The following is a 991-nucleotide window of genomic DNA, read 5'->3' as shown; positions in this document are numbered from 1 at the left end:
TTACAACGCCCGGCTGTATGCGGTCGGCCGGGGCATTTCTGCCAGTTACGAAAGTTTCTGGCCAAGCAGTTGTGACTAGGGGAACGAAACCCGCAATATGATATGGAGCCCCGGCTGCCGTATACAGCTTTGTTGCCACCTGTTATTTTATATTTAACTCAATTTCCGTATTCTATGTGGTTTGAAAATTCTTGGTAATCCTAATGCTGATGATAATGCGACAGGTAAATACCTCAGAGTTGTATCTCTAATTGAAGTGAGATTCGTAAAAACAAAATTTCTCAGATTTTTAATTTCTGGTGGAGCTTCCCTTAAACCATCCATGCGACAGAAGTCAGGTGAGTCAAACATTATGTGAGCTCTACACGCCAAAGGTCTGACAGGATAGATACTACATTTATTTTCAATTAGAAAAGGACATGCAATTCTATCTTTGTCAATTAATTCTCTAAATTCCCGATTGACCACCTCCATTAAGCCAGTATCGTCATATTTATCATTAAAGTACTCAGCCCAGTTAGCAATATTAAGTCTTACTTTGGCATAGTTCTCCTTTGTCATTTTTGACCTAATGAATTCTGAAATTGGTAGTTCCTCAATATTTACAATTTCAATTGGTTGTATACAGCAATAAGCACAGCCTATTCTGCAACAACTAGGAAACATTCTTAATGCACTGTCAATTGCAGATTGATTTTCAAGCACATGTTTTGTTACTTTTTTGATATGTTCTTTCATAAATAATTAATCAAGTTGAATAACTTTCAGTTGCGATAAACGACTTGGAATTATTCCTTGCTGTAGTTCAATTTCAATTTTCGCATCTCTAATTCTTTCAGATTGAGAATGAAATGGATTTGAAGAAGAAAATATGATTTCTCCTTTTATTTTTCCATCAATAATAAATGTTGCTTTAAAATTCTTCATAATCTTGGAATTCTCTATGGTGTAGAAATCTGCTTTCATATAATTGGTGGCAACGCCCACATGG

General features: G+C 35.7%; 2 protein-coding genes. Both read right to left on the bottom strand.

Going from position 1 to position 991, the window contains the following annotated elements:
* Positions 1–153 precede the first annotated feature (153 nt).
* On the bottom strand, positions 154–738 hold the full coding sequence (locus JCM15548_RS20605; RefSeq protein WP_062129119.1) for a YkgJ family cysteine cluster protein: 585 nt from the start codon (positions 736–738) through the stop codon (positions 154–156).
* A 6-nt stretch (positions 739–744) separates the two neighbouring features.
* Positions 745–991 (bottom strand): hypothetical protein (locus tag JCM15548_RS20600; RefSeq protein ID WP_227626094.1); only part of this gene is annotated, 247 nt, incomplete at its 5' end.

The sequence above is a fragment of the Geofilum rubicundum JCM 15548 genome (assembly GCF_000974365.1).
Taxonomy (GTDB): domain Bacteria; phylum Bacteroidota; class Bacteroidia; order Bacteroidales; family Marinilabiliaceae; genus Geofilum; species Geofilum rubicundum.
The sequence above is the reverse complement of the archived record's forward strand: the minus strand, read 5'-3'. Positions and strand labels throughout refer to the sequence as shown.

Bases quoted from the DNA above. Each gene is read 5' to 3' on its own strand.
- JCM15548_RS20605 (WP_062129119.1), bottom strand. From the start codon at position 738: ATGAAAGAACATATCAAAAAAGTAACAAAACATGTGCTTGAAAATCAA.